We start from the raw sequence: 17,654 nt of genomic DNA on the forward strand, positions 1-17,654 counted from the left end.
GCACACTGTTGAGTTCTCAAACAACCGACACACACCGCCTCCGACCTCGTTCCCGAGGCCCTTGCGCGGGGCGCTTCCTTCGTTCTGAATCCTACCAGACCCGGCCGTTCGTCCCGGACCGGTGAAAACCGGATTTCCGTTCAGAAATGTACCTGATCCAGACACCCCCACCGCACTCACGGCGCAGCACTGTGCTCCGAGAAATCTGGTGGGAGTTTCGCCCGGGGGACCAGCCACTTCGCATCTGCTCCGAAGAGCTGTGCCGTGGTGTCTGTTCCTCCCTGCCGGGCGACCTCGAGAACATTACGGGGTCGCGGGGCAGGAGGTCAACTCGCTCCCTCGTGACCCGGCTCACCCCTCGCCGCCGCTCGCGCACGCTCCCCCAGCACGCGTACGGCGGCGCGCAGCTCGGGCGGCCCGACGACGTCGAACGGCACGTCGAACATCGCGCACCGGGCCGCGAGCCCGCCCCAGGACCAGGAGCCCGTCGTCAGGCGGCACCGCCCCTCCGCCGCCGGCTCGACGACCGCGTCCGCGCCCGCCCAGCGCGCCACCGTCGCGGCGTCCGCGTGGAGCTCGACGGTGCCGCGCACCGGGTAGCTGGTGGTGGCGAACCGCTCCACGACGAACGTCGCGACGTCGGGCGCCGGCAGCGCGCGCGGCGCGAACCGTGCCCCCGTGCCCTCGCGCGGGACCATCCGGTCGACCCGGAACGTGCGCCAGTCCTCCCGGTCGAGGTCCCACGCCACGACGTACCACCGCCCACCCCACGTCGCGAGGTGGTGCGGCTCCGCGCGCCGCGGGGCGCGGAACCCCGCGCCCTCCGGAGCGCCCGGCGCGCGCAGCACCTCACCGGTGCCGCCGTCGTAGTCGAACCGGAGCACGCGCCGTTCGGTCGCCGCCGTCCCGACGGCGACGAGCACGTCGGGACGCACGGTGGGGAGCTCCTGCTCCCGGCGCCCCGGCACGGCGGTCACCTCCAGTGCGTCGATGCGCGTCCGCAGCCGCGCGGGCATCACCTGCCGGATGGTCGCGAGCGCCCGGGCCGCGGCGTCCTCGACCCCGGGCAGCGCGCCCGTGCGCAGGGCGACCGCGACGGCGACGGCCTGCTCGTCGTCGAACAGGAGCGGCGGCACGTCCGCCCCGGCGTCGAGCCGGTACCCGCCGTCGGGGCCCTTGGTCGCGCGCACCGGGTAGCCCAGCGTGCGCAGCCGGTCCACGTCGCGCCGCACGGTGCGCGGGCTCACCTCCAGCCGCTCCGCGAGCGTGGCCCCCGGCCAGTCGCGGCGCGCCTGGAGCAGCGAGAGCAGCCGCAGCAGTCGTCCCGAGGTCTCGAGCATGGCTCCAGCGTCGCACGAGGTAGAGGACCGGACCTGTCCGCTACCCGGAGCAGAGTCGTTCCCGACGCACGCACCGCACCCCAGGAGGAGCACCGTGATCCGGACCAGAGCACTGACCAAGGACTTCGCCGTCGGGCGGGACGAGAGCCGCACCGTGCACGCCGTGCGGGGCATCGACCTCGACGTCGCGCCGGGCGAGCTCGTCGCCGTCCTCGGCCCCAACGGGGCCGGCAAGACGACCACCCTGCGCATGCTCACCACGCTGACCCGGCCGACGTCGGGCACCGCCACCGTCGCGGGACACGACGTCGTCGCCGCGCCCGACGCCGTCCGCCACCGCATCGGGTACGTCGGGCAGGGCAACGGGGCCGGGCACGCGCAGCGGGCCGTCGACGAGCTCGCGAGCCAGGGCCGCATCCACGGCCTGGACCGCCGGACCGCACGGCGACGCGCCGCCGAGCTGCTCGACTCCCTCGAGCTCACGGCGCACGGCACCCGCAAGGTGTCCGACCTCTCCGGCGGGCAGCGCCGTCGGCTCGACGTCGCGATGGGCCTCGTGCACGCGCCGTCGCTCCTCTTCCTCGACGAGCCGTCCACGGGCCTCGACCCGCACAACCGCGCGAACCTGTGGGAGCACGTCCTGCGGATGCGCGACGACGCCCGCGCGACGACGGGCGAGCCCATGACGATCGTCCTCACGACGCACTACCTCGACGAGGCCGACACCATGGCCGAGCGGGTCGTCGTCGTCGACCACGGGCGCGTCATCGCCGACGACACGGCCGCGAACCTCAAGGCCGAGCTCGCCGGGGACCGCGTCCTCGTGACGCTCGCGCCGTCGGGCGGTCGCGCGCACGACGACGCCGCCCACCTCACCGCGCTGGCCCGTCGCGTCGAGGGCTTCCGCGAGGTGGCCCGCACGCCCGAGGGCGCGGGCGCCGTCGGGCCCGACACCGGGCCGGATGCCCGGCCCGGTGGTGCACCCGCGCTCGAGGTCCGCGCCGAGCGGGGCGACGCCTACCTGCCCCGGCTGCTGCGCGCGGCGGACGCCGCCGGGATCGCCGTCGACACCGCCCAGGTGCGCCGGCCCACGCTCGACGACGTCTTCCTCGCCCTCACCGGGCGCAGCCTGCGCGAGGCGGGCGCCACCACGGGCGCCGACGCCCACCCCACCGAGAGGACCGCAGCATGAGCACCGTCACCACGACCCCGACCACGCCGCGCACGGCACCGAGCCGCGCGCACGCCCCGCGCCGCGGCCTCGCCGCGTTCGCGCGCGACACCGGCATCGTGCTCGTGCGCGAGCTGCGGCCCGTGCTGCACGACCCGTTCTCCGTGCTCTTCGGGCTCGTCCAGCCGATCGTCTTCCTCGCGCTGTTCGGACCGCTCCTCGTCGGGTCGCTCGGCGGCACGACGACCGGCCAGGAGGTCCTGGGCGGCAACGTCTGGCAGTGGTTCGTGCCGTCGATCCTCGTCATGACGACGCTGTTCGGGACGTCCACGACGGGCGCGAACCTCCTCGTGGAGCTGCAGACGGGGGCGCACGAGCGGATGCTCGTCGCGCCGCTGTCGCGCGCGTCGCTCCTCGTCGGGCGCGCGCTCAAGGAGATGGTCCCGATCGTCGCGCAGTCCGTCGTCGTGGTGCTCGTCATGCTGCCGTTCGGCTTCGAGCTGCACCCCGCCGGCGCCGTCGTGGGGCTCGTGCTGCTCGCCGTCTTCGGCGTGGGGATCGGCTCCCTCAGCTACGCGCTCGCGCTCGCCGTCCGCAAGCAGGACTGGATGTTCTGGGTCGTGCAGCAGACGCTCGTCTTCCCGCTCATGATCCTGTCCGGCATGCTGCTGCCGCTCGAGACCGGACCCCGCTGGATGCAGGTCGCGTCCGACGTCAACCCGCTGCGCTACGTGGTCGACGCCGAGCGGGCGCTCTTCGCGGGCGACCTCACGGCGTCCGCCGTCGCGTGGGGGTGGGTCGCCGCCGTCGTGACGGCCGCCGTCGGGCTCGCCGTCGGGATCCGGACCATGGTGCGGACGACCGACTGAGCACGGGAGCGCTTCGGCCCGGGCCTCCAGCCCCGGGGCACCCGGCGGACGACGTCGTCGCCGGGGGCGAGATGCGAGAAGTGGCCCCTGCGGCGAGTCCTCCAGGGGCCACTTCTCCCGTCTCACGCCGGGAGCGGTCCCGGCCGGCGGGCTCAGGCGGTGTGCTCGCGGAAGGCGTCGGTGAGGGTGGGGCCGTCGTCGGTGCCCAGGCGCCAGACGCTCCAGCCGTCGGCGGTGTGGGTGCCGGAGACCGCGACCGCGGCGAGGTCCGGGTGGCGGAACCGGGCGCCGTCGGACAGCTCGATGAAGCCGTCGGGCTGGAGCACCGCCTCGAAACGCTGCCCGCGCCGGGGCCGCGACCAGACGAGCTGGCGCGGGGCGCCGAACGCGCGGGCGAGCGCGACGAGGTCCGGGTCGTCCTCGGGGCCGAGCGGCAGGTCGGCCGCGGGCGGGGACGGCACCGGCGCGACGTCGCGGCTCCTCGACGGGAGGTCCGGCCCCGTGCCGAGGTCGACGGGCGGGTGGTACGACAGCGGGTCGTACGGGCGCTCCTGCGCCGGGCTGCGCTGGTCGCCGTACTCGTGCGTGAGGTACGACTCGCGCGTCCGGATCGACTCCCGGGTGCGGATCGACTCGCGCGTGAGGATCGAGGTGCGCGGGGCCGGTGCCTCGTCGGCGCTCTCGACCGGGCGGCGGTCGGCCCAGGCCGTCGGCGCGGGCTCGGGCGCCGTGCGCGCGGTGAGCGGGTCGTCCAGGGGGACGAAGTCGAGCACGGGCGGCTCGGCGCGGCGCGGCTCGCCCGTCGCGGTGAGCGGGGCGAGCTGGCCCGTCTCGTCGGCCGACGACGGCGCGACGCCGTAGGTGGTGCGGGGCTCCAGCTCGGCGGCCCGGCGACGCTCCGCCCGGGACCTCGCGGCCTGACGCGTCACCACGGGAAACTTGCCGGTCAGGGCTCGGCCCACGGCGACGCCGTCCGCGAAGTCGGAACCGGGGGCGACGGCACGGCCCCGCGGGGGCTCGGGTGCCGCGGGTGGCGCGGGGTTGTCGCGCGTCATCGCGAGCGGGGACACGTCGACGAAGCGGCGGCCGTCGGCCCCGTGGACCACGCCGAGGCGCAGCACCGCGACCGGCGAGCCGGGCTGGCGCAGGAAGTCGAGCGCGTCCTGGATGCCGGGCGCGGCGCTCGAGCAGATGACGATGAGGCGCGCGCCCGTGGCGCGCGCGGTCGCCTGCGAGCGCGTGAGTGGCACGTTGTCGTAGAACGCGGCGACGTCCTGCTGGAAGCGCGACGCGCCGCCCGTGTAGCGCGCGGCGAGCTCGGCGCGCGTGAGGCGACCGGCGCGGCCCGCGTGGTTGAGCGCCGCGGTCAGGGCCTCCTCGGTGAGCTCGGCCGTGACCTCGATGACGACCGGGAGCCCCGCCGCGTCGAGCGCGAGGAGGTGCGGCTCGTCGTCGGACGTGCCGTGCGCGACCGGGAAGATCTGCTCGCCCAGCAGTCCCTCGAGGTTGCCGTCCACCACCCGCTGCGCGTCCGTCCCGAATGCTCCGGCCTGCTGGGGCGGCTGGACCAGTACGGGACGCTCGGCGTCCACCTCGAAGAGGGGCATCGGGGGTTCTCCTGCAGCAGCGGAAACGCGACCTGGGCGGGGGCGTATGCGCCATAGCCTACGGGGGCGGGTCAAGTCCCTCGAAGCGGGCGAACCGGTGCGCAAGGGCCGTCCGGCCCCCGTCTCCGGCCCGCGCGTCACCCGCCCGGTCAGGCGTGCCCGGTGTCCTCCGACTCGGCCGCGAGCCGCTCCTCGACGCGCTCGACCTTGCCCGTGAGCTCGCCCGTGCGACCCGGGCGGATGTCGGCCTTGAGGACCAGCGACACGCGGTGACCGCCTGCGCCGACGGCCTCGGTCGCACGCTGGATCACGGGCATGACGACGTCCCAGTCACCCTCGATCTCGGTGAACATCGACGTGGTGCGGTTCGGCAGGCCCGACTCGCGGACGATGCGGACGGCCTCGGCGACGGAGTCCGCGACGGACTCGCCGGCACCGAGCGGGGCGACGGAGAAGGCGAAGACGGCCATGGGTCCATCGTGGCACGGCGTCGCGCCACGGGCCGGGGAACCGGGCGCTCCGCGAAGGCTCCGTGCTCCGACGTAGGCTCGTCGTCGTGACAGCAGAACACCGCACCGACCGCGTCACCGTGCTCGCGGGCGGGGTCGGCGGGGCCCGCCTCGCGCACGGTCTGGACCTCGCGGGGACGGACCTCACGGTCGTCGTCAACGTCGCCGACGACGTCGAGCTGCACGGGCTGTGGATCTCGCCCGACCTCGACACCGTGACGTACACGCTCGCCGGGCTCGCGGACGAGGAGCGCGGCTGGGGCGTCGTCGGGGAGACGTACGCGGCCCTGGAGGCGATGGGCCGGCTCGGCGAGGACACGTGGTTCACGCTCGGCGACCGCGACCTCGCGACGCACGTCGTGCGGACGGCCCGGCTGCGCGCCGGCGCGCCGCTGTCCGACGTCACCGCGCAGCTCACGTCCGCGCTCGGCGTCCGGGCGCGCGTGCTGCCCGTCACCGACGACCGCGTCGCGACGCTCGTCGACACGCCCGCCGGGCGCCTCGGGTTCCAGGAGTACTTCGTGGGCCGTCGGCACGCGGACGACGTGCTCGGTCTCGTCTACGACGGCATCGACGCCGCGCGCCCGGCGCCCGGCGTGCTCGACGCGGTGACCGGCGCCGACGTCGTCGTGGTCGCGCCGTCCAACCCGTTCCTGTCGGTGGAGCCGGTGCTGGGCGTCGCGGGCGTGCGGGAGGCGCTCGCCGGGACGTCGGCGCGACGGGTCGCGGTGAGCCCGATCGTGGGCGGTCGCGCGCTCAAGGGTCCTGCCGCGCAGATCCTCACGACGCTCGGGCACGAGGTCTCCGCGCTCGGCGTCGCGCGCCTCTACGCGGGCCTGGTCGACGTCATGGTCATCGACGACCACGACGCGCACCTCGCCGACGCCGTCCGCGCGCTCGGGATGGACGTCGTCGTGACGGACACGGTCATGGGCGGCGCCGAGGGCCGCGAGCGCCTGGCGCGCACGCTGCTGCGGTCCGTGGGGCTCGAGCGTGGGTGACGTCGTGCGGCCCGACGGCGGCCCTCGCCCGGGCGAGCCGGGGCGCCCGGCGCGCGTGGTCGCCGTAGTGCCGCTGCGCGACGGGTCGTCGGGGAAGTCGCGGCTCGCGCACGTGCTCGACCCCGCGTCGCGCAGCAGGCTGATCGGCGTGCTCGCGCGGCACGTCGTGGGGACGCTGCTCGCGAGCGACGGCGTCGAGCGCGTGGTCGTCGTGACGTCCGACCCGCGGTTCACGTGGCGGGCGCTGCGGGACGTCGTGGTCGACGAGCCCGCCGAGGCGGCGCACGCCGGGTCCGAGGACCTGCCCCTGCTGACCGCCGACGCCGACCGGCTGCGCATCGTGCTCCAGCCCGCGGACCGGCCCGGTCTGGACGCGGCGGTGGAGCTGGGCCGGGAGCTCGCGGCGGAGGACGCGGCGGCCCGGGGCCCGGTGCGGCTCCTCGTGGCGCACGCCGACCTCCCGGCGCTCACGACCGCGGACGTCGCGGCGCTGCTCGCCGAGGACGCCCCGGTCGTCGTCGCGACGGACCGGGTCGGGGCGGGCACGAACCTGCTCGTCCTCGACTACCCGGCCACCGCGCCGTCGAGCACGACCCTGCTGTCGGGAAGCGGCGCAGAACGCCAGGAACCTCGTGCTCGGCCCGACGGCGGTTCCGGCGGCGAGGGGTTCCGGTTTCAGTTCGGGACGGGCAGCCGCGCGGCGCACGTCGCGGAGGCCGAGCGGCTCGGGCTGCGGGCCGTCGTCGTGCAGCGGCCCGGGACCGCCGTGGACCTGGACACGCTGGACGACTGGGGCGAGCTGCCCCCGCCCGTGCGGGGCGCCGTCGGGCTGCACGTCCCGGCGCTGCGCGACCACGACGCCTGACCCGGCACCCGCCCGCGCCGCTACGACGGCCAGGTACCGAGCTCCTCGGGGGGCGCCGCGAGGCCGGCCCGCACGTCGGCGAGGAGGCGCTGCCACGCGCCCTCGTCGAGCGGCCCGGCGCAGTCCAGCGCGAGCACCACGGACTGCGTCGACGCGTCGCCCTCGAACGTCGGCACGCTCACGACGCGCGCCGCCCCGCGCACCCGCACCTCGCCGCGCGGGGTCGTCACCGTCCAGTCCTGGGCCGCGGCGTTCACCCCCTGGCGGGTGACGCCGTCGGCGAGGAGGGGCAGCAGGACGTCGCTGGGAGCCGTGAGGTCACCGCCGTCCGCGGCGACCGTCTCCGTGAGGAGGGCGGCGGACGCGTCGCGCGGGCCCGCCGTGGGTGCCGCCGGGTCGGCCGCGGCACGTGACGACAGCACGCACGCGCCGCTCGCACCCACGACCTGCCACCCGGACCGCCCGACGAGCGGTGTCGCGCCCGCCGCGCCACCGAGGCTCGTGACCTCGGGCGGAGCGGCCGTGGGCGCCTCCCCCGGCCCGGCGGAGGCGCCCGCCGTCGCCTCGTCGGAGCCACCCGGAGGCCGCTCCGGCTCGCCCGAGGCGGTCGGGTCGTCGGCCGGGACCTCGGCGGGCGGCCGGTCCGTCCGCGTCGCGGACGCCGCGCCCGTCGGGTCCTCGGGCGTCGCGCTCCCCGTGCACGCTCCCACGCCGAGGACGGCGAGCGCGAGCCCGACGGCGAGCGCCCCGGCCCGCGAGCGCGTCACGACCGGCCACCCCAGCGGCCGCGGTGCACGACGTCGTCGAGCGGCTTGCGCGCGCGACGGCGCGGCGAGCCCGTGGCCGCCCGGTCGGCGGGGTGCCCGACGGCGACGACCCCCGTCGGCGCGTACGCGTCGGGGATGCCGAACGCCGCGCGCAGGCGCCCGACCTCGCCCGGCGCGACGCCGAAGAAGCACGCGCCGAGCCCTTCGTCGACGGCGGTCTGGAGCATGAGCAGCGCCGCCATCCCGGCGTCGACGTGCCAGTACGGCACGGCCCAGCGGTTCTCGTCGCGGTCCGCCCAGCCCTTGTCGTCCTCGGCGTACCGGTCGAGGTAGACGTCCTTCGACGTGAGGACCACGACGAGCACGGGCGCGGTGCGCATCCCGGCGAGCCACGTGCTCATGCTCCGCTCGGGCTGCTCGGGCGAGGTCGCGGACCAGAAGCGCGCGACGTCGTCGGGCTCCGTGAGCACGAGGAACGACCACCCCTGAGCGAACCCCGCGCTCGGCGCGCGGACGGCGTTGCGCACCAGGCGGTCGACGGCGTGCGGGTCGACCGGCTCGTCGGTGAACCGGCGCACCATGCGCCGGCGTCGGACGACGTCCTGGAACTCCACGCGGCCCCCTCGGCACGGTCCGGGATCAGGTCCCCGCACCCTATCCGGCGACGCGCCGCGTCATCCGCAGCTCGAGGAGGCGGGGGTCGCTCGGGAGGGGCTGGGTCTCGCCGGTCGGCGCGAAGCCTGCGCGCTCGTAGAGGCGGAGCGCGGGAGCGTTGGTCGCGGTGACCCAGAGCGCGAGCGTGCGCGCGCCGAGCCCGGCCGCGAGGTCGTCGGCGCGCGCCAGGAGCGACGCCGCCACACCGCTCCCCCGCGCGCCGGGCTCGACCCACACGGACACGAGCTCGGCCACGGTCGGGTCGTCGGGCGAGGGAACGACGGCCGCGACCCCGACCACGGGACCGGGCGACCGGCCGCTCCCGGGCGGGGCGCCGTCGTCGGACTTGCCGCGGTCGCCAGGCGGGCCGCCGTCGAACGTCGTCCGCGCCAGGAGCGTGCGCCCCTGCGCCGCGCGCTCTCGCCACACGTCGTCGGGGAAAGCGACCTCGCGCGCGAGGGTCGAGCCGAACGCGGACGGCGCGTCCGCGAGCGCCCGCAGGCGGACGTCCCGCAGGTCGCGCCAGTCGTCCGGCCGGGTGCGCTCGACGAGCGTGGTGGGCATCGGCCCATCGTGGCAGCCCGGCCCGGCGTGGGTGCGCCGGGCCGGGCCGCTCGGCCGGCTCAGGCCGCGTCGAGGCGCGCGCGCAGCTCGGGGTCGAGCTCCAGGTCGGCCGCGCCGAGGAGGTCGTCGAGCTGCTCGACCGTGCTGGGCCCGATCACCGAGATCACCGCGTGCTCGCCGCCGAGGAGCCACGCGAGCGCGACCTGGTTCGGCGTCGCGCCGAGCTCGCCCGCGACCTCGTGCAGGAGGCGGATGCGCTCGCGCGTGGTCGGGTGGTCGAACCCGTCCCAGAGCGGCTTGTCCCGGCGCACGTACGCACCCTGGAGGATCGGCGAGTAGGCGGTGACGGCGAGCGGCGGGCGGCCCTCGACGCCCGTTGACGCCGCGTAGTCGAGCAGCTCGTACGACGCCCAGTTGTGCCGTCCCGGCTCGGGCGTCGGGTAGGCGTAGGTGTAGTTCTGCTGGACGAGCCCGTAGGGCGCGACGCCCTGGCGCAGCGCCTCCTCGCGCGCCTCGACGACGCGCCACAGCGCGACGTTCGAGATGCCCGTGATGCCGACGACGCCCTCCGCCTGGAGCTTGCCGAACGCGCCGACGGTCTCGGCGAGCGGCGTCCCGTGGTCGTCGACGTGCCCGTACAGCACGTCCAGGTGGTCGACGCCGAGGTGGCGCAGGCTCTCGTGCGCCTCGTCCGCGACGACGTCGGCGCCGAGCCCCTGGAAGTTCGTCGGCTCGACGTTCTGCAGCGGCAGGGCCGGGTCCTTCTTGGCCGCGCCGAGCTTCGTCGCGATCCGGACCTCGTCGCGCGCACCGCGGCTCGCGAGCCAGCGGCCGAGCAGGTCCTCGCTGTCGCGGCCGTGGCCGCCGGCCCAGAAGCTGTAGTTGTTCGCGGTGTCGAGGAACGTGCCGCCCGCCTCGCGGTAGCGGTCGAGGATCGCGAACGAGGTGTCCTCGTCGACGAGCGTGCCCATGTTCATCGTGCCGAGGCACAGGGTCGACACCTCGAAGGAGGTGCGCCCGTCGCCGATGGTGCGGTACCGCATGGTGGTCTCCCTGGGTCTGTCGGTGGTCCGAGCGGTCCGTGGTGGACCCGTGGTCTCGGTGACGTGCTCCACGCTAGGGAGGCATCGGCACGGGTGTACGGTCCGATGCCATGGCCGTCGACCAGACCAATCTGCCGTCCGAGCGCCCCGGGCCGACGGCGGCGCTCGCCTGGGAGGCCCTGCTCGACCTGGGCGCGGGGGCGGGGTCCCGCGTCGAGCGGCTCGAGCGCGCGGTCCGCGACGCCGTGCACGCCGGCCGCGTCCCCGTCGGCGCGGCGCTCCCGCCGAGCCGACAGCTCGCCGAGTCGCTCGGGGTGTCGCGGTGGGTCGTCACCGAGGCGTACGGCCAGCTCGTCGCCGAGGGCTTCCTCGAGGCGCGCACCGGCTCCGCGACCCGCGTCTCCGCCGCAGCCGGGGCACGATCGACGAGCCCGAGGGGAACGAGCGCGCTGGGCGAGCGGCCCACGAGCCCGGCGGGAACGACGGTGCGCGCGGGTCGTGGCGGGCCTGGCGGGAGCCGCGAGGAACGAGCGGCGGACGGTAGACCCGCGCGCGCCGTCGTTCCCGCCGGGCGGACCGACACCGGCAGGATCCACGCCGCGCGCGCCCGGTTCGACCTCGCACCGGGCGTCCCCGATCTCCGGCACGTCCCGCGCGACGCGTGGCTCCGCGCGGCACGCGAGGCGCTCGGCACGTCCGGCGGGACGGCGTCGAACGACGACCTCGGGCAGCCCGCCCCCGCCGGGCACCCGCACGCGCGCGCCGTCGTCGCCGGCCACCTGCGCCGGGCGCGCGTCGTCACGGGGCCGGACGACGCCGTCGTGCTGACGCGCGGCGCGACGGACGGCATGGCGCGCGTCGCCGCCGTGCTCGTCGAGGCGGGCCACACGCACCTGCTCGTCGAGGACCCGAGCTGGTCGGTGCTGCGCGACGTCGCGGCGCGCGCCGGTCTCACCCCGGTCCCGGTCCCCGTCGACGCCGGGGGCGCGCTCGTCGAGGCGCTCGTCGACGCGTCCCGGCGGACGGGCGCACGGGCCGCGCTCCTCACGCCCGCGCACCAGTTCCCCACCGGCTCCGCGCTCGCGCCCGAGCGGCGCGAGGCCGTGCTCGCCTGGGCGCGGGACGTCGACGGCGTCGTCGTCGAGGACGACTACGACGCCGAGTTCCGCTACGACCGTCGGCCCGTCGCCGCGCTCCAGCAGCTCGATCCCGACCGCGTCGTGCTGCTCGGCTCGGTGAGCAAGACGATGAGCCCCGCGTTCGGCGTCGGGTGGATGGTCGTGCCCGCCCGCTGGCGCGAGTCCGTCGCGCGCGCCTCCGCCCCGCACGGCCCGACGGCGGCCCCGTCCACCGTCGACCAGCTCACGTTCGCGCGGCTCGTCGCGTCCGGCGGCTACGACCGGCACCTGCGCGCCGCGCGGGGACGCTACCGCCGCCGTCGCGACGCCGTGCTCGACGCCCTCGCCCGCGAGCTGCCCGGCGCCGCGGTGCGCGGCATCGCGGCGGGGATGCACGCGCTGCTGTCCCTGCCGGGCTCGCCGGACGGTCCCGCGCCCGACGCCGCGCACGTCGTGCGCGAGGCCGCGCGGCGCGAGGTGACCGTCGTCGACCTGCGCCGCTACCAGGTGCGCCCCGCCGAGCGGTCGACGACCTTCGTGCTCGGGTACGGCAACCTCGCCGACGCCCGCGTCGACGAGGCCGTCGCCCGGCTCGCCGACGCGGTGCGGAGCGCCCGCGGTAGCCTCGTCAGCCCTTCAGGACGGTGACGAGCGCGGGGAGCGGACCCGGGAGGTCGCGCGCCCGGCGCTCCTCCACCCACGCCCCCTGCACGACCTCGCTCCAGGTCGGCTCCGCCCGGCATCGCGCGGCGATGCGACCAGCCAGGTCGGACCGGCCCACGATCGCCTCCTCGACGATCCCCGCCCCGAGCCGCGTGACGAGGCGCTCGTCCCCGCTCGCGACGGCCTGCGCGACGAGCGCGTCGAGCAGCGGCAACGGGTCGGCGTCGTGCTCCACCACGCTCCGTACCTCTTCCGAGACCCCGACCTCCGCCTCCGCCCGCAGACGCTCGGCCCGCGCGCCCTCGGTCAGCAGGAGCCAGCCGAGGTAGCGGCGTGCGAGGTCCTCCGGAGTCGACATGCGCCCGATGCTGCCACGCCGGGCCGCGAGGTCACTCGTCGTGGGACAGGAGGCTGAACTCGGCGAGGAGCTCGCCGATCTCGGTGGCGTCCACCTTCTTCTGGAGCCGGTCGCGCAGGATCCGCGGCCCGGGGATGTCGAGCTCCTCGCCGTCGCGCAGGGCGCTCACCGCGGCGAGCAGCTTGCGGACGTCGTACGTGCTGTTGAACACCTCGGGCACGCCGCGCTCCAGGTCGAGCAGCTGGTAGGCCGCCTCCATGCCGGTGCGCACGGAGTACTCGGTGGTGAAGATCGTGTCCCGGGTGGTCTCCGCGAACTGGCCGATGAACGCGAAGTTGCGTGCGCCGTCGGGCACGACCTGGGGCCGGTCGCCCGCGTGCCGGGGCATGAAGAACGCCGTGACGTACGGCATCATCACGGGCACGCAGCTCGCGGCCTCGGCGGCGAGGGTCGGGATGTCGGCCTCCGGCACGCCGAGGTGGTAGAGCCACTCCTGCGTGATCTCCTCGCCCGTGCACTCCTGGAGCGACTTCTTCACGTAGTCGCCCGGCGTGTCCACGAACAGGCCGTAGACCCACACGACGATCTCGTCGGGCGACTGCGCCTTGAAGTGCGGCTGCCGGTTGACGGTCCAGCTCATCAGCCACGCCGAGTCGCGCGCGGTGACGATCCCGCCCGTGACGACCTTGCCGCTGAACGGGTCGCGCTTGCAGATGCGCTCGATGTGCTCGGGGATTCGTCGGTCGAGCGTCGTGACGGTCGCGGACTGCCACTTCGTGAGCGGTATGTCGGTGCTGAAGACGTCGGGCCGGCCGAACGACGGGTCCTTGGCCGCGACGCGCCGCCACAGGTCCCACGCGGGCGCGGGCCCCGTGTCGAGGCGCGCGGGCGTGTGCTGGTCGCCGTTGTCGGAGTTCTCGGTGAGCGAGCCGATGGTCGCGATGACGAGGTCGTCCTCGCCGAGGTCGATCGTCCGCTCGACGGCGGCCCCGCCGGACTCGTGGGCCGCCGCGTGGTCCAGCAGGTGCAGCCGCGTGGCGACCTTGCGGTCCGGGGCGAGGTCGAAGTCGACGTCGGTGACCTCGACGTGGAACCGGAACGTCACGCCCTGGTCCATGAGCCAGCGCGTGAGCGGCAGCACCATCGACTCGTACTGGTTGTACTTGGTGAACTTGAGCGCCGAGAGGTCGGGCAGGCCACCGACGTGGTGGATGAACCGGTGCAGGTAGAGCTTGAACTCGAGCGCGCTGTGCCATTCCTGGAACGCGAACATCGTGCGCCAGTAGAGCCAGAACTGGCTGTCGAGGAAGTGCCGCGACATGACGTCCTCGATCGACTTCCCCTCCATGTCCTCGCGGCGCGCGAGGAAGATCTTCGTGATCTCCTTCTGCGCCTTCTCGTCGAGGCGGAACAGGTTGTCGAAGTGCGCGTCCTTCCCGCGGTGCTCGGTGACGCGCTGGAGCGAGAAGTTCGGGTCATCCTTGTTGAGCCAGTAGAACTCGTCGAGGACCGAGACGCCCTCGGTCTCGATCGACGGGACGGAGCGGAACAGGTCCCACAGGCACTCCATGTGGTCCTCGAGCTCGCGCCCGCCACGGATCACGAACCCGCGCCGCGGCTCCTTGATGCCGTCGAGCGCGCCGCCGGGGAGCCGGAGCCGCTCGTAGACGGTGATCTTCTCCCCCGGCACCTGGCCGTCGCGGACGAGGAAGCCCGCCGCGGAGAGCGACGCGAGGCCCGCTCCCACCAGGTGCACGGACCCGAGCCGGTCCGTCCGCTCCGGCCTGCGCGGCCGCGCGAACGCCTCGTAGTTGCCGCTGGAGTAGTACATGGCCTGCCCCTCACCGCCGACGACGTGGACGGAGCACCGCCCGCGGTGGTGCTCCCCTGCCATGCTCGCGCCGGGGTCGAGGGACCGCACCTCGGTGCCTGGACGCACCCCACGGGGACGCGCGCCCGTGCGGGGCCGGGGCGGCCGCCCGGGCGGCTGTGCGCCGTCGGCCGCCCGACGGGCTCAGAGCCGCTCGGCGAGCAGCTCGACGAGAGCCTTGCCCTGCACGCCGGCGAGATCGTCGGCCTGCGTGCGGCACGAGAACCCGTCCGCGAGGTATACGTCGCCGGGGGCGGCGTCGCGCAGCGCGGGCAGGAGCGCGTTCTCCGCGACGGCGACCGACGTCTCGTAATGGCCCTTCTGCATGCCGAAGTTGCCTGCGAGACCGCAGCAGCCGGCGAGGACCTTGATGGTCGCGCCCGCGTCGCGCAGCAGGCGCTCGTCGGCGGCGAAGCCCATCACCGAGTGCTGGTGGCAGTGCGGCTGCACGACGGCGGTCACGTCCGAGAGGTCCGGCACACGCCACCCGGACTCGCGCCCGGGCGCGGTGTCGACCGAGGTGAGGAGCTCGGCGAGCGTGCGCGTCGCGGCGGAGACCGCCTGGGCGCGCGGGTCGTCGGGGAACAGGTCCACGAGGTCGGAGCGCAGCACGGCCGTGCACGACGGCTCGAGCCCCATGATCGGGATGCCGTTCACGGCGTACGGGCCGAGCACGGACAGCAGGTTCTCCAGGCGCTTGCGAGCGCCGTCGAGCTGGCCCGTGCTGATCCACGTGAGGCCGCAGCACGCCTGCTCGTCGGGCACGACGACGTCGTACCCCGCCGCGGTGAGCACCTTCACTGCGGCCTGCGGCACGCCCGGCGACATGTTGTCGCTGAACGAGTCGGTCCACAGGACGACCTTCGGGCGCTCGTCGCGCACGGGGCGGCCGGGCTGCTGCCCGATGCGCAGGCCGGGCACGCCCTGGGTCGCGCCGCCGCGCCTCCACCACGTGCGGAACGGCACCTCGGCGAACTCCGTCATGGAGCGGCGCGTGTCCATGCCGCCCGCCCACAGGACCGCCTTCGCGAGCGGCCGGAACCCGAGCAGCTTGTTGGCCAGGCGCGGCATGCCCGTCGCGAGGCGCGCCCAGACCGGGAGCCAGCCGAGCGAGTAGTGGTCGACGGGGCGCAGCTTGCCGCGGTACGTCCGGTACAGGACCTCGGACTTGTACTGCGCCATGTCGACGCCCGCGGGGCAGTCGCTCGAGCACGCCTTGCAGGACAGGCACAGGTCGAGCGACTCGCGCACCTCGGGCGCCGCGAGACCGCCGACGAGCGTGCCGTTCACCGCCTCCTGGAGCACGCGGGCGCGGGCGCGCGTGACGTCCTTCTCGTCCTTCGTCGCCTGGTACGACGGGCACATGAAGCCGCCCGCGGCGCTGGTGTCGGCGCGGCACTTGCCGACGCCGACGCACCGGTGCACGGCCTGCGTCATGTCGCCGTGGTCGTGCGCGAACGAGAAGCCCTGGTAGCCGGCGCGACGCGAGATCTTCGTGACCTTCGCGGGCGCGGCCGTGCTCGTCCCGGGCGTCCCCGGCGCACCGACCTTCGACAGCAGCGGGTGCGCGTGCGGGCGGCGCAGGTCGTCGTCGACGGCGCTCGGACGCACCACCACGCCCGGGTTCATCACGTCCTGCGGGTCGAACAGCGCCTTGAACCGCTCCATGAGCGCGATCGCCTCGGGGCTGTACATGACCGGGAGCAGCTCCGAGCGTGCGCGGCCGTCGCCGTGCTCGCCCGAGAGCGAGCCGCCGTACTTCGCGACGAGCTCGGCCGCCTCCAGCATGAACGTGCGCAGCACCGACCCCGACGCCTCGAGCGGGATGTCGATGCGCAGGTGCACGCACCCGTCGCCGAAGTGCCCGTACGGCAGGCCGTCGACGCCGTAGCGCGCCATGAGCGCGTCGAGGTCGCGCAGGTAGTCGCCCAGCTTCTCCGGCGGGACGGCGGAGTCCTCCCAGCCCGGCCACGCCTGCTCGCCCGCGGGCGTGCGCCCGGCGAGCCCTGCGCCGTCGGCCCGGATCTGCCACATCTTGGTCGCCTCGGGGCCCGCGGGCAGGATCATCGTGGCCTCGCTGCCCGACGCCGCGACGATCGCCTCCGCGTTCGCCATCGCCTCTTCGGGGGTCGTGCCGCCGACCTCGACCATGAGCCAGCCGGCGCCCGGGGGCAGCGGCAGCACGGACGCGTCGCCCTTGGCGCGGCGCACGACGTCGACGAGCCGCGCGTCGAGACCCTCGACCGCGAGGGGGCTGAGGCCGAGGAAGGTCGGGACGTCGTCGGCCGCGGACGGCATGTCCGGGTAGCCCAGCACGACGAGTGTCGGCTTGGACGGCACCGGCACCAGGCGCACCGTGGCCTCGAGGATCGTCACGAGCGTGCCCTCGGTGCCGACGAGCGCCTTCGCGAGGTCCGACCCGTTCTCCGGCAGCAGGTGCTCGAGCGAGTAGCCCGACACCTGGCGCCCGAACCGCCCGAACTCCGTGCGGATGAGCGCGAGGTTCTCGCGGACGAGCTCCGCCAGACCGGGGACCGCCGCGAACGTCGGGTCGCCCTTGCCGGCCGTGAAGCGGCGCCCGCGGCCGTCGACGACGTCGAGCGCGAGGACGTTGTCGACCGTGCGCCCGTACGCGACGGCGTGCGGCCCGCACGCGTTGTTGCCGATCATGCCGCCGAGCGTCGCGCGGTTCTGCGTCGAGGGGTCCGGGCCGAACCGCAGCCCGTGCGGCGCCGCCTCCTGCTGAAGCGTCGACATGACGACGCCCGGCTCGATGCGCGCCGTGCGCGCCTCCGGGTCGACGTCGAGCACGCGGTTCACGTGCCGCGTGAAGTCCAGGACCACGCCCGGGCCGATCGAGTTCCCCGCGACCGACGTCCCCGCCCCGCGCGCCGTGACCGGCACCTCGAGCTCGCGCAGCACGTCCAGCGCGGCGACGACGTCGTCCGCGTCCTGCGGGTAGACCACGGCCTCGGGCACCACGCGGTAGTTCGACGCGTCGGTCGAGTACTCCGCGCGGCGTCGCGTCGCGGTGTCGACCGTGCCGCGCACGACCGTCCGCAGCGCGTCCGCGAGCGCCGTGCGCGCGGCGTCGGCCGCCCGTTCCGCCTCGCGGACGGCAGCGGCGCGCTCCGCCTCCGGCGACGTCGTCGCGCGGGAGCCGGACCGCCGCGAGCCGTTCCCGTGGTGCTGCGGGGCGGGGGTCGGGGTGGCGTCGATCTCAGCGGACACGTCGCGATTGTCGCACCCCCTGCC

15 protein-coding genes are annotated in these 17,654 nt (G+C 75.4%); 5 read left to right on the plus strand and 10 right to left on the minus strand.

Features of this window, described 5'->3' with window-relative positions; translation table 11 throughout:
• Positions 1-326 precede the first annotated feature (326 nt).
• Positions 327-1,340 (minus strand): helix-turn-helix transcriptional regulator, encoded by a 1,014-nt coding sequence (locus tag ACPCUX_RS18085; RefSeq protein ID WP_423389329.1) that lies wholly within the window; start codon positions 1,338-1,340, stop codon positions 327-329.
• Positions 1,341-1,434: 94 nt separating this feature from the next.
• Between ACPCUX_RS18085 and ACPCUX_RS18090 the strand changes: the two genes are divergently transcribed.
• Both ACPCUX_RS18090 and ACPCUX_RS18095 read left to right on the plus strand, forming a co-directional pair.
• Positions 1,435-2,532, plus strand: a complete 1,098-nt coding sequence (locus ACPCUX_RS18090) for an ATP-binding cassette domain-containing protein (protein ID WP_423389330.1) — start codon at positions 1,435-1,437, stop codon at positions 2,530-2,532.
• Complete coding sequence (locus ACPCUX_RS18095; protein WP_340697269.1) at positions 2,529-3,380, plus strand: ABC transporter permease; 852 nt, start codon at positions 2,529-2,531, stop codon at positions 3,378-3,380. Before ACPCUX_RS18090 ends, ACPCUX_RS18095 begins: the two co-directional genes overlap by 4 nt.
• 152 nt (positions 3,381-3,532) lie before the next feature.
• On the opposite strand, the gene ACPCUX_RS18100 is transcribed toward ACPCUX_RS18095, so the two are convergent.
• Positions 3,533-4,987 (minus strand): hypothetical protein, encoded by a 1,455-nt coding sequence (locus ACPCUX_RS18100; protein WP_423389331.1) that lies wholly within the window; start codon positions 4,985-4,987, stop codon positions 3,533-3,535.
• A gap of 149 nt (positions 4,988-5,136) precedes the next feature.
• Complete coding sequence (locus tag ACPCUX_RS18105; RefSeq protein WP_021483491.1) at positions 5,137-5,457, minus strand: MTH1187 family thiamine-binding protein; 321 nt, start codon at positions 5,455-5,457, stop codon at positions 5,137-5,139.
• 86 nt (positions 5,458-5,543) lie between these two features.
• Here ACPCUX_RS18105 and cofD point away from each other — a divergent pair, with 86 nt between their 5' ends.
• Both cofD and ACPCUX_RS18115 read left to right on the plus strand, forming a co-directional pair.
• Entirely contained in the window at positions 5,544-6,497 is a 954-nt protein-coding gene (gene cofD, locus ACPCUX_RS18110; RefSeq protein WP_114554112.1) for a 2-phospho-L-lactate transferase, read from the plus strand.
• Positions 6,490-7,362, plus strand: coding sequence for a 2-phospho-L-lactate guanylyltransferase (locus ACPCUX_RS18115; RefSeq protein ID WP_423389332.1), 873 nt, complete (start codon positions 6,490-6,492; stop codon positions 7,360-7,362). Before cofD ends, ACPCUX_RS18115 begins: the two co-directional genes overlap by 8 nt.
• A 20-nt stretch (positions 7,363-7,382) precedes the next feature.
• Here the strand turns inward: ACPCUX_RS18115 and ACPCUX_RS18120 are convergent, their stop codons facing one another.
• The 4 genes from ACPCUX_RS18120 to ACPCUX_RS18135 are packed head-to-tail and all read right to left on the minus strand — an operon-like array spanning position 7,383 to position 10,390.
• Positions 7,383-8,129, minus strand: a complete 747-nt coding sequence (locus ACPCUX_RS18120) for a hypothetical protein (protein ID WP_423389333.1) — start codon at positions 8,127-8,129, stop codon at positions 7,383-7,385.
• Positions 8,126-8,743 carry a nitroreductase family protein gene (locus tag ACPCUX_RS18125; protein WP_415297043.1) on the minus strand — a complete coding sequence of 206 codons (618 nt, stop codon included), beginning with the start codon at positions 8,741-8,743 and terminating at the stop codon, positions 8,126-8,128. The genes ACPCUX_RS18120 and ACPCUX_RS18125 overlap by 4 nt, the downstream gene beginning before the upstream one ends.
• 40 nt (positions 8,744-8,783) lie before the next feature.
• Positions 8,784-9,347 (minus strand): GNAT family N-acetyltransferase, encoded by a 564-nt coding sequence (locus ACPCUX_RS18130; RefSeq protein ID WP_076404554.1) that lies wholly within the window; start codon positions 9,345-9,347, stop codon positions 8,784-8,786.
• 59 nt (positions 9,348-9,406) lie between these two features.
• Positions 9,407-10,390 carry an aldo/keto reductase gene (locus ACPCUX_RS18135; RefSeq protein WP_144721884.1) on the minus strand — a complete coding sequence of 328 codons (984 nt, stop codon included), beginning with the start codon at positions 10,388-10,390 and terminating at the stop codon, positions 9,407-9,409.
• A gap of 110 nt (positions 10,391-10,500) precedes the next feature.
• Between ACPCUX_RS18135 and ACPCUX_RS18140 the strand changes: the two genes are divergently transcribed.
• Positions 10,501-12,156, plus strand: coding sequence for a PLP-dependent aminotransferase family protein (locus ACPCUX_RS18140; protein ID WP_423389334.1), 1,656 nt, complete (start codon positions 10,501-10,503; stop codon positions 12,154-12,156).
• Here the strand turns inward: ACPCUX_RS18140 and ACPCUX_RS18145 are convergent.
• The 3 genes from ACPCUX_RS18145 to ACPCUX_RS18155 form a co-directional block, all read right to left on the minus strand.
• Positions 12,137-12,529, minus strand: a complete 393-nt coding sequence (locus tag ACPCUX_RS18145; protein ID WP_423389335.1) for a hypothetical protein — start codon at positions 12,527-12,529, stop codon at positions 12,137-12,139. The two genes, ACPCUX_RS18140 and ACPCUX_RS18145, sit on opposite strands and share 20 nt — an antisense overlap.
• A 31-nt stretch (positions 12,530-12,560) precedes the next feature.
• On the minus strand, positions 12,561-14,360 hold the full coding sequence (locus tag ACPCUX_RS18150) for an oleate hydratase (RefSeq protein ID WP_043658371.1): 1,800 nt from the start codon (positions 14,358-14,360) through the stop codon (positions 12,561-12,563).
• A 183-nt stretch (positions 14,361-14,543) separates the two neighbouring features.
• Entirely contained in the window at positions 14,544-17,462 is a 2,919-nt protein-coding gene (locus ACPCUX_RS18155) for an FAD-binding and (Fe-S)-binding domain-containing protein (RefSeq protein WP_423389341.1), read from the minus strand.
• Between the last annotated feature and the right edge of the window lie 192 nt (positions 17,463-17,654).

This window comes from Cellulosimicrobium sp. AB352, from assembly GCF_049538415.1.
Classification (GTDB): Bacteria; Actinomycetota; Actinomycetes; order Actinomycetales; family Cellulomonadaceae; genus Cellulosimicrobium; species Cellulosimicrobium funkei.

Coding starts and splice junctions, on each gene's coding strand:
- ACPCUX_RS18130 (WP_076404554.1), bottom strand. CDS start 9,347: ATGCCCACCACGCTCGTCGAGCGCACCCGGCCGGACGACTGGCGCGAC.
- ACPCUX_RS18085 (WP_423389329.1), bottom strand. CDS start 1,340: ATGCTCGAGACCTCGGGACGACTGCTGCGGCTGCTCTCGCTGCTCCAG.
- ACPCUX_RS18140 (WP_423389334.1), top strand. CDS start 10,501: ATGGCCGTCGACCAGACCAATCTGCCGTCCGAGCGCCCCGGGCCGACG.
- ACPCUX_RS18145 (WP_423389335.1), bottom strand. CDS start 12,529: ATGTCGACTCCGGAGGACCTCGCACGCCGCTACCTCGGCTGGCTCCTG.
- ACPCUX_RS18100 (WP_423389331.1), bottom strand. CDS start 4,987: ATGCCCCTCTTCGAGGTGGACGCCGAGCGTCCCGTACTGGTCCAGCCG.
- ACPCUX_RS18135 (WP_144721884.1), bottom strand. CDS start 10,390: ATGCGGTACCGCACCATCGGCGACGGGCGCACCTCCTTCGAGGTGTCG.
- ACPCUX_RS18095 (WP_340697269.1), top strand. CDS start 2,529: ATGAGCACCGTCACCACGACCCCGACCACGCCGCGCACGGCACCGAGC.
- ACPCUX_RS18105 (WP_021483491.1), bottom strand. CDS start 5,457: ATGGCCGTCTTCGCCTTCTCCGTCGCCCCGCTCGGTGCCGGCGAGTCC.
- ACPCUX_RS18150 (WP_043658371.1), bottom strand. CDS start 14,360: ATGTACTACTCCAGCGGCAACTACGAGGCGTTCGCGCGGCCGCGCAGG.